Annotated in this window: 9 protein-coding genes and 2 pseudogenes; all 11 read right to left on the bottom strand. The window is 45.2% G+C overall.

Annotated features, from left to right (window positions below; all coding sequences use genetic code 11):
* Window positions 1–61: 61 nt before the first annotated feature.
* The 11 genes and pseudogenes from BT108_RS12975 to BT108_RS12925 all read right to left on the bottom strand — a co-directional run bounded on the left by BT108_RS12975 (window position 62) and on the right by BT108_RS12925 (window position 9,737).
* Window positions 62–1,189 (bottom strand): annotated as a pseudogene (locus BT108_RS12975) (IS3 family transposase).
* A 165-nt stretch (window positions 1,190–1,354) separates the two neighbouring features.
* A pseudogene (locus BT108_RS14205) lies at window positions 1,355–1,749 on the bottom strand (IS3 family transposase); the annotation flags it as partial.
* Window positions 1,748–1,870 (bottom strand): transposase, encoded by a 123-nt coding sequence (locus BT108_RS14355; RefSeq protein WP_369817172.1) that lies wholly within the window; start codon window positions 1,868–1,870, stop codon window positions 1,748–1,750. The gene BT108_RS14355 and the pseudogene BT108_RS14205, both read right to left, overlap by 2 nt.
* A 219-nt stretch (window positions 1,871–2,089) precedes the next feature.
* A complete protein-coding gene (epsI, locus tag BT108_RS12960; RefSeq protein ID WP_072294980.1) occupies window positions 2,090–2,782 on the bottom strand; it encodes an exosortase-associated protein EpsI, B-type in 693 nt (230 codons plus the stop codon).
* Between the two features lie 25 nt (window positions 2,783–2,807).
* Window positions 2,808–3,707, bottom strand: a complete 900-nt coding sequence (gene xrtB / locus BT108_RS12955; protein WP_072294979.1) for an exosortase B — start codon at window positions 3,705–3,707, stop codon at window positions 2,808–2,810.
* Between the two features lie 103 nt (window positions 3,708–3,810).
* Entirely contained in the window at window positions 3,811–4,635 is an 825-nt protein-coding gene (locus BT108_RS12950; RefSeq protein ID WP_255369723.1) for a polysaccharide biosynthesis tyrosine autokinase, read from the bottom strand.
* Window positions 4,636–4,778: 143 nt separating this feature from the next.
* Window positions 4,779–6,188 carry a chain length determinant protein EpsF gene (gene epsF / locus BT108_RS12945; RefSeq protein WP_072294978.1) on the bottom strand — a complete coding sequence of 470 codons (1,410 nt, stop codon included), beginning with the start codon at window positions 6,186–6,188 and terminating at the stop codon, window positions 4,779–4,781.
* A gap of 16 nt (window positions 6,189–6,204) precedes the next feature.
* Window positions 6,205–7,005 carry a polysaccharide export protein EpsE gene (gene epsE / locus BT108_RS12940; protein ID WP_072294981.1) on the bottom strand — a complete coding sequence of 267 codons (801 nt, stop codon included), beginning with the start codon at window positions 7,003–7,005 and terminating at the stop codon, window positions 6,205–6,207.
* 31 nt (window positions 7,006–7,036) lie between these two features.
* Complete coding sequence (locus BT108_RS12935; protein ID WP_083566455.1) at window positions 7,037–8,059, bottom strand: EpsD family peptidyl-prolyl cis-trans isomerase; 1,023 nt, start codon at window positions 8,057–8,059, stop codon at window positions 7,037–7,039.
* A gap of 167 nt (window positions 8,060–8,226) precedes the next feature.
* Window positions 8,227–9,504, bottom strand: coding sequence for an XrtB/PEP-CTERM-associated polysaccharide biosynthesis outer membrane protein EpsL (epsL, locus tag BT108_RS12930; RefSeq protein WP_072294976.1), 1,278 nt, complete (start codon window positions 9,502–9,504; stop codon window positions 8,227–8,229).
* Between the two features lie 116 nt (window positions 9,505–9,620).
* Window positions 9,621–9,737, bottom strand: a complete 117-nt coding sequence (locus BT108_RS12925; protein WP_369817171.1) for a sugar transferase — start codon at window positions 9,735–9,737, stop codon at window positions 9,621–9,623.
* Window positions 9,738–9,752 lie beyond the last annotated feature (15 nt).

Here is a 9,752-nt window from a genome sequence, read left to right as displayed (position 1 = left end):
AGAGCTGGCCATTCGTTTGAACAGCGGCCCGGGTATTTTTAAGTGCAATCTCTGCTGATTTTCACGCTGCCAGTTCAACCGTCGGCAACATCACGGCATAAGCTTCGTCAGGTGTTTTGCTGTCTAGGCTCGAATGCGGTCTGGCTTGATTGTACCAGTCCATGTATTGCATGATCGAGGCTCTGGCTTCAGTGACCGAGCCATAGGCGTGCAGATACACCCGCTCGTATTTCACCGATTTCCACAGACGCTCAACGACTACATTATCTCTCCAGGCTCCGCGCCCATCCATGCTGGGTTTGCAGCCCTGTTCCTTGACCGCCTGCAAGAATTCATGGGCGGTGAACTGGCTGCCTTGGTCGGTGTTCACAATTCCGGCCTACCGTGGCGGCTGAATGCTTCTTGCAGCACATCGATTGCATGGCAGGCCTGCAGCGTGATCGCTACCTTTGCTGCCAAGACACGCCGCGAGGCCCAATCCACGACGGCGGTAAGGTAGACAAAGCCTTTGGCCATTGGGATGAAGGTCCCGTCCAGTGCCCACACCTGGTTGGGCCGATTGATGGCAAGGCCCCGCAGCAGGTAAGGATAAATCTCGTGCCCAGGGTGCTTCTTGCTGGTTCCAGGCTTTCTATATAGCGCCTCAATGCCCATACGCCTCATCAACGTACCCACATGCTTGCGTCCAACAGCGTATCCCTCCCGATTGAGCTGGTCGCGCAACATGCGTGCGCCCATGAACGGATGCTCCAGGTGCAATGGGTCAATGCGGCGCATGAGCGCCAGCCCGACAGGGCTCACAGGTCTGGGCAGATAGTACACGCTGCCCCGGCTGATGCCAGCCAATTGAGCCTGACGGCTGATCGGAAGTGCGTGGTTGCCGTCTATCATCGCTTTGCGCTCAGCAATCCCACCTTGGTGAGCGCACCTTCTAAAAAATCATTCTCCAGCGTCAGTTGACCAATCTTGGCATGCAACACCTTCAGATCAACCGGGGGCTCAGCCACAGCAGTGCCACCAAATACATCGGCTGCTCGCTCGCTGAGTTGTCGTTTCCACTCCGTAATCTGGTTGGGATGCACTTCAAACCGCTGTGCCAGCTCGGCCAGTGTCTTGTCTCCCCCAAGGCTGCTAACGCCACTTTTGCTTTGAACGCCGCTGAGTGCGTTCGTCTCGTCCTTTTTGCAATCTTCCGCTCCATATCAAAGCCCCCGAAAGGGTATCAAAAGATGGCAGATTCTCCACTTAGCGGCTCGTTCAAATTCCCGGTACCAGCTCTTTCGGCCGAACCTCGTTATGGTGGTAGCGCTAATCTCCTATAGTGCCCTTGGCCTCCAACCGGTTCCTTGGTGAATGCATCATTGATGCAATTTATCGACCATACCTCGTTTGGTCTGCTCGGCAATGCTAGCGGCTCGTGCTCAACCGCCACATTACATCACTTGTGTCGACGCTTTACTGCCAACCCGGCAGCCTAGTATGCGTTTGTGATTGACGTCAACACCTTCACGCCGCCGCAAGGTATGAATGCGTAGATAACCAAAGTGACGCCGTTCAGATGCCCGCTCAACCATTCGGTCTTGCAACTGCTCATTCTCCGAGCCACCCCTTTGGCATATATTGATGCCATGCGCGATTCTCCAAAAGTTGGCAGGCGCGGCGTTCGGAAATGTTCGTTAGATCAAGCATCGCCGTCACCGCCTCATGCACTGGCCTGTGGAGCCAATGCTTTCGGCCCAGGGTAACTTTAGATCTCACCAAATTTCGTGCGCCAGGTATAAAATGATGCATCGCTAACGTTATGCTGCCGACACAACTCTCTGATCTGATCGGTATACCTCCATCTGCCTGTGTTCAAAAATCTGATAATTTGTTCGTCTGTAAGCAGCAGGATGCTTGAAGTAAGCTATGACGTGGTTGGGCAAAGAGCCAGGCGATGAGCTTCCTTGACCTCCTTAGCCTTCCATCCGGTAGTTCACATCGGTGTTGTAACTAATCGGATTGATACGCAGAACTGTCTTAAAATCTGTTGAGGCATTCGTCTAGAATGCCTTGCCTGATACGACGATTATCCGCCGAAATAACAGAACTATGAATTTGTAGCAGTACCAATTAACTTGGCCCTTTGCTCCACAGCCAGCGTCTCGAGCAGATTCCTGATAAAACGATCGTGTAATACATAAGCCTGCTCCGCATCGCTTTCAATTGACGATATGCGGAATATCAATCCATCTGGGATTTCCCCCGTCAGTCCAGACTTCAACTGAACTAGTCTCTGACCTAGCAATCCCGTGACGGTTTCGCTGCCTATTCGAATCCAATAAGTTATAGGCTCATGGCGTGCCCCGGCCTGTGCATATAGCCTTTTAACAGTCACCCCATTACTTCCAAACCTAATGTCTTCTTCCCTCACCTTTTTTACTAAAAACCCTTGGCTTGCATAACAAGATTCTGGTCGATGAACTCTCAAACGCCCTGTTTGATCTCCTCCATATGCGATAGTTAGCATAATTCTTTTCCCACCACTTTCTACATAGGTGCGCGCGAGTATCTCATCGTAAATAACCTTGACTTTTTCTACGACCTCAGGTGGAGGTAATATTGGAATTATCGTCTCATCAGTTCGCCACCCCGAGAATTCTTTGGGTATAAGAGACTCTAAACCGATCATTTCTTTGGCTTCTATCTGAGTCTTATCTGGTTTCAGTAAAAGAGCCATAGCACTGGAAGCAAGCATCATGAGCCCTATTAATATCGTCCGTGCAATAGTGCTTTTTTTCATGTTTGAATTTTTTTAATTCAAGAATCTAGGGTTGATGAACCAGTTCACTTTCTTTTGCCCCAAATCTCAGCATTGAATCAGCAAAGATAATGAGGAGAAGTGCGCTCAGAAAAAGCACCATGCCCGCAAAACCATGAAGGAAACCCTGACCCGCCTCGTCACCCCAGTGATAAGTAATCAAGGTCAGAACTATCACTCTAATTACATTAGCAGTAAATGAAATAGGTACAATTAAAATGGCTAGGGCGACATTTCGGAATAAAGAATCATGTCGGACAATATTAAGATAAAGTAAACCTAACGCCTCCAGAGTAAAGAGTGTCTGCAAGCCCGCACAGGCATCTGCTACCAGCAACTTATACTGACCGATCTGGAGAATTACATCATTACGGCCAATGGGATAATCCAACCAAAAGAGTATATGCTCAGCCACATATGAAACCGCCATCTTCATTGGCATAGTTACCGTATCCACCACCTGCCCTGGAAGGGGTACCATGAAAAGCATGAAAAAAAGTGGAAACCATTGAGTTTTGAGAGCAGCAGTACCACGTACCAAAAGCAGCGCTGCTGCAAATACCCAAATCGCAGAGCCGATTTCAAAAATTAGGATTTCTTGCGAACGACCAACAATATATAAGAGCAGACCAAGTATAAGAATCAACCAACCAATTGCAGCGGATTCTTGCTTTTCACTGACCCGCAACATCTGAGGCCACTTGCGATAAGTCAACCAACACGTAACTCCCAGCACGATTGGCCCATGCCCCTGCTCATCAGTAGACCATATACCATTAAACAGATCGACTAGACTGGGCAAATAAAGAACTATTGACCCAATAATTATTGGGAGCCAAATAAAAGCTTGATTAATCCCAACCTTATATTGCTGGAGATACCGGTTAATGTCAATATTAGTACTCATTTGCTATATGCGTTGTCATATTTTTTAATGGGCACGATAATCTACATTTATAGAAATGAAGCTATTGTTTTTATTAGCTTTTATCTAATTGAAAAAAAGTCAGTCAAAAATCATTCAATATTGAACCTACAATATTTCCCCCAGTTTGCTTTAGGCTATGAGCAAGCTTTTGAACATCATAGGATGGAGTATGATTGTTACGAGCGATTAATAAGCTGTGAGAAGCTTCAGCTGAGATTATTTGAGCTTCCGTAAAAAAATTAGCCGCTGGTGTATCCACAATAATGATGTCAAATTGATCACTCAAAGAGTGTAAAAGTCCTGAAAACTGGAATCGACCCACAAGCTCTTGGGGATTAGGTGGTATTACACCTGATGGTAGTATATATAGATCTGGGAAAACAGATTCATATATGCTGGCATTGATATCCGTTCTTCCCGCAAGTATTCCAGACAAACCTAGATTATTCTTGAGACCAAAAAGAATATGTTGGGAGGGAGTCCGCATATTGGCATCTATGAGAAGCGTACGCTCTCCAAAGCGAGAAAACACGATAGCCAAATTAGAAGCAATGAAGCTACGGCCTTCTCCTATACCGGGACTGATGATAGCTATGGCATTACGTCGCGTCTTTGTATTGAACCAACATGACATTAATGTATTTCGCAAGCCACGCAATTTCTCGACAAGTACGCTATGAGGCTTATTTATAACCACCAGTTGGGAATTTATTTCAATACCGTCTTCAGCAAAACGTAAATCATTGAACTGACGGGAGAGCGCAAAACACACATCATTTTCTGTTAATAAACCCAATTCAATAGCTATATCTCCGAATTGCTTTCCCTTCTCATTCTGCAAACTTAGGATACGTTCAACGTCTTCCAGCGACAGCTTTCCGCTTTCGATAAGAATGGTACCAATCAAACTCTCGCTGCCGATTAGATGACCCTTCCCGTGAAATATCGGGTCCGAGAAATTTCGTACACGACTTCGAGGAAGAGAAATATCAAAAGTGTTACTTGCAGGTTTCATAATAACTTTCTATCCGATGTCAGGAAGCTTCAATTCTAACTAACTGCAGAAAAGGGTTTACGATAAAAAAACTTTCTGACGAATCCAGATGAGACAGATGATAAATCTCTAGGTGAAATCGCTACAAACACTGGAAACTCAACAATTTGAGCCAGATCTTCCACGGACCGGATTCGACGATCACCTAACTCCAGCACCAGAGCGGCGCCAATTCCAATCAATGTTCCAAGAAAAGTGGCAATAATAGTATTCAGCAAAATCTTGGGGTGAGAATGCTTGGTTGGCGCCAAAGCAGGATTAAGGATTACCACGTTTGTTTGAATCGAATTACTTTCTAGCTTGGTTTGAGCAGCACGCAAATTGACACCTTCAAAATTTCGTTGCGCAACCTCAACGTCGCGTTGCAGCACGCTTACTTGATCACGCTCACTGCTTAGTTCTAAGACTTTCTTTTTTTGAGACTCCAGCGCATCCAATAATTCCCTCTCCCGCTGTTTACTTACTTGATAGGTCGTATCGATACTGTTACGAATACGACGGATCTCTTCATCAAGTTTCGTTTTTAGTGTTGTTAGCTCAGACTGGACACGCTTAGTCTGGGGATGATTAACACCCAAATTAACACTACCTTCTTGGAATTTTCCTTCAAGGCGCGCAATATCTGCTTTAAGACTATTGATTAATGGACTTTGCATCACCTCGGATAGTGTTTCAGCGCTCTGCATAGTCTTGCGTTTACTAGCACTCTCGGATGTTTGTGCCTGAATTACTGTGAGTTGTGTGGATATTTCATTAAGTTTAGCAATCTCATGATCCAACCGATCTTCAGTCGCCACGATACCTACTTTTTGTTGATAAACAGATAACGCTTGCTGGGCTCTTTCCAGATCTTCACGCAACGCTCTAGCCTGATCCTCAAACCATGTAGCATACTGACGAGCGGGCTCAACTTTTAATTGCAAATTAATGTCGATATAAGCTTTGGCGAATGCATTGGCCACAGTAGCTGCGAATTCTGGGTCAACACCACTGAACTCTATATTGATAACATTGCTTTCACGTGACGGCTTGACATTGAGATTCTTCTTCAATAATTCTGTTAGCCACACTATCAGTTCACCTTCACCATCCATCGCGTCCATCCATTGCTCTCGAATGCCCGGACTCTCATCAAGACGCAACATCTTCACCACATGGTGTGCAACACGATCGCTATTGATTATATCTACTTGCGTTGCCATATAAGCTGGACTTGCCAAGCCTGGTAAGACCATCCCAGCAATTGGATCAGGCGACTTAACATCAACCACAACCGCAGTTGTGGCAGTGTACTGCTTAGGCAACAGCAAACTGACTAAAAGTGTAGCAACGACTGTAGATAACAAAAGATAAAGCGCCACCTTGTAGCGAGCACGAAGAATAAGTAAAACCTGATGTAGTGTCATGGCGTATTAATCGTCGTTAGAATATGCTTTCACGCACATAAATAACGTCATTGGGCTGAACGAGATCCGTCATATCCGGTGAAATATTTTCCACATTGCCTAAGGCATCCTTCCTGTGCAGACGTAAACGCCATTCACTGCCACGGGGGGTGGGCCCTCCTCCTTGGGCTAAAGCCTGCATTACCGTCATGTTGCGTTCGATACGATAAGCTCCAGGTCGCTGAGCTTCTCCATAAATATAAAAAACAGGTGCACGATGCACATATATCGTATCTCCACCAGCAAGATAAATATTTTCCTCGGATTTTTCATCCAGATAAATTGCCGGAATATCTACAGATTTACGAAAAGCCTGACCATTACGCACGCCGGTAATAATGGCAAAATCATCCCCACTTGGCGTCGTACCTCCGGCGATCGCAAGCATGTCACTGATACGACTCAAAGTATCAAGCGGGAAACGTCCGGGTCGATTTACCTGCCCCAATACACTCACCTGACTGCCATGTATCTGTAACACTACAATGTTGACCTGAGGCTGCTTAACAAATCCTCCTTTAGCTAGCGCATCGGCAATTTGTGTTTCCGCGTCCGCGATAGACAAATTACCAACTTTAACGATACCGACCATTGGAAATGTAATGGTACCGCTCTCAGATACACGAGTTTCCGTCATAAGCTCCGGATTCTGAAAAACCTGAACACGCAAAATATCACCCGCACCCAATTGGTAATCAAGGATGTCGCCCGCTTTAACGTTCATTACCAGCAAAACGGAAAACGCTGCCAATATCGTAGTCGACAATATTTTCATCATGGAGAATTTATGCATATACACTAATTGATTGCTATTTTAATCCTGCCACACCTTTTTCAAGGGTCGCATCAATGACAGGGGCGGAACCAGCGTTATTATTGCCGACAGGAGGTTGAATATTCTTGCTATCTGGCGTCTGAATACTCACGGCCTCCGAGTCCACCTTTACATCAGTATCCGAGAATTCACCCAGATAGGTAATATGGGCTCCAGATCTCAGCGTCTTCAATTCCTGCTTGACTGCTTCCGTCGCAAGTTGATTTCCAAGAAACTGTTGGATACGTGGTAACGCAATTTCTTCAGTCACAGGAGCGGACTGCGCCGCAGCCAATCGCATTATCGTAATGGATTGAGGGCCTTCCACCATCAATCCCTGCCCAACCTTTAAGGGATGTATCTTAGGCAGCAACTCTAATGGGAGCTGCTCAGCCGGACGTGTCACACTCCCCCCCCCAAACTTTATATCCTTGCTTTTCAACCAACTGGCAATATCTTCCAGCGACTTCCCTCCGTTTAGTAGTTCGCGTAATTCGCTTGTCACGCCAGCCGTCGCAGGAATTGCAATCTCCTGAATGTTATAGATACGCCGCTCAGCAAAAAGTTGTGGATGCTCGCTGTAGTACTTCTTTGCCTCCTCCACGGTTGGCTTTGCAAGTCCGGCTGTCACTTGTTCCAGATAAGCGCGTGCTAGAATTTCTCGACGGGCATTTTCAATGGCCATCAGAACTTCAGGCGAGCGATCGAGTTTCTTCTCTATCGCTTTTTCAACCGCAAGCTCTTGATCTATAAGCCTATCTAAAACTCCTCGACGCAATTGTGAGACCTTTTCTGCTGTATTCGCATTTGCTGCATTTGTTCCCACCCGCGCCAACAGATGATTGATCTGATGTACCGAAATCTCTCCCGAATTAACCTTGGCCACAATTTGCCCCATCGGTTTCTCAGTTTCCTTACCACCACAAGCAGCCAGACCAATCAGAAGCAATCCTGAAAAAAGTATTTTTCTTTGACGAACAGCGTATGCTTGCATATGATATGTATTATAAAATGTCATATATTGTTGTGATCTATAATGTAGTTAACTCGAGTATATGAAGGTTCCAACGGATAAATGATCAATTTTAATATCGAAAACTTAAAGATTAGACGTCGACATTACTCTACGCTTTCGATACTCTCTAACTATCTTAGACCATTACTGAGAATAAGAAATCTTGTCCCTTAAAAATTAAGCCTTGCTGTCACGCTCGCGGTAAAGTCGTCATATAGATAGGTTGCAAGATTAGAAGAGCGATGATCTTTCTGCACCATAGCGCTGAGAGATATCGTTTTAATAGGATCCCAACTCAACATAACCATACCGGTATGATGCGTATCGCTACGGTTACCAAAAATAAGAGGGATAACCTCTCCTCCAAACTTCCGCGTTATATATTCGTAGCGAACGCGTAATATGATATGGGGACTCACTTGCCATATCGGCATCACGGAAAAACGGTCAGTAACAACATAACTACTCGAAAATCTCTGAAATTGGGGCAACTGAAAATTGGTTGCTGTCTGTAGGTTTGCAATCTCATGAGAAAAGCTGGCCATCAGGAATGTTTTGCCAGTAATCCCCCAGTTAACATCAACTCCTCCGATCAAACCCGAAAAATCTCGCTGGGGAAAGTGTTCATGCTTACGTGAGAAATGACCTATCCGGCCATTTATTGACGTCTTGGCAGTGAGCGGCCATATCAATTGAAGTCGATGCTCCAAATCATTAAAACGTGTATCAAGGAGATTGGAAGGAATGGGAAATGGCCTCTTGAAAAAATCCCCTTGCCCACTTCTTACCCTATAAGTTAAAGAGGCGTTCGAAGGAAGCGTATACCGCATTCCTCCTTCTACAGACAAAACTTTGTTATCAAAGTCCTGCACAGTAAACTGAGTATTTTGTGCCACCGTTTGTGATACACCCCCAATTAGATGCAATGACCGATTGACTTCAAATACTCCATCAAAGCGGTGATTTTCGTCAATTCGAAGATTTCTATTTGTCGAATTGACAAAACCTGTAAGAGCAGAGAAATTATTGAGCATTTCTTTACGAGAGCTACTCAACACGCCATGAAAATAAGGAGTAAGTTGCCAATGCCATGCTGCTGAATAGTTCTTTCCAATAAAATTCAAGAAATTAAAATTACTATATCGATTGTCCACAATGCTGCCATTAAATTCAAAACGCTGAAGCGAATAAGATTTGTTGATATTGAGCGTAGCTGTAGTGGTTACAATCTGATCGGACCTTTCTGGCCGGCCCAAAAAGGTCACAGGATTAATTAGAGGAGACAAGCGGAAAACATTACTGTCGTACATCAAAGTACTGCCAATAGTCACATTAAACGTATCGTTATCATCAGCGCCGGCATTTTGGGTAGTCAGTGAGAATGACAACAGAAAAAGTACATATGTTTTGCCGGCAAGCCAACGTACAAAATAATTGAGAAGAGCCACTGGTACCTGTTTTTAAAGGTTCGCATCTCCCTGAAATACACAACAAAGCCTTTGCTTTGCTAGCGGAAAATAGCCGAAGTAGAGTATGCGGACAATAAACCTTAAGAGCTATTTTATTAATAAGCAGAGTGATCTTTAAAAATGACGAGAATAGTTTTCAGGATGATATGGAGGTCGAGTTTGAGGGACCAGTTCCTGAGGTAGTCGAGGTCGTGGTCGATGCGAGCCTGCATCTTGTCGAGGGTGCG

Source organism: Nitrosovibrio sp. Nv17, from assembly GCF_900119085.1.
Lineage (GTDB): Bacteria > Pseudomonadota > Gammaproteobacteria > Burkholderiales > Nitrosomonadaceae > Nitrosospira.
Note: the sequence above shows the minus strand (reverse complement) of the source record. Positions and strands in the feature narration are given on the sequence as shown.

Coding starts and splice junctions, on each gene's coding strand:
- epsI (WP_072294980.1), bottom strand. CDS start 2,782: ATGAAAAAAAGCACTATTGCACGGACGATATTAATAGGGCTCATGATG.
- xrtB (WP_072294979.1), bottom strand. CDS start 3,707: ATGAGTACTAATATTGACATTAACCGGTATCTCCAGCAATATAAGGTT.
- epsF (WP_072294978.1), bottom strand. CDS start 6,188: ATGACACTACATCAGGTTTTACTTATTCTTCGTGCTCGCTACAAGGTG.
- epsE (WP_072294981.1), bottom strand. CDS start 7,005: ATGATGAAAATATTGTCGACTACGATATTGGCAGCGTTTTCCGTTTTG.
- BT108_RS12935 (WP_083566455.1), bottom strand. CDS start 8,059: ATGACATTTTATAATACATATCATATGCAAGCATACGCTGTTCGTCAA.
- BT108_RS12925 (WP_369817171.1), bottom strand. CDS start 9,737: ATGCAGGCTCGCATCGACCACGACCTCGACTACCTCAGGAACTGGTCC.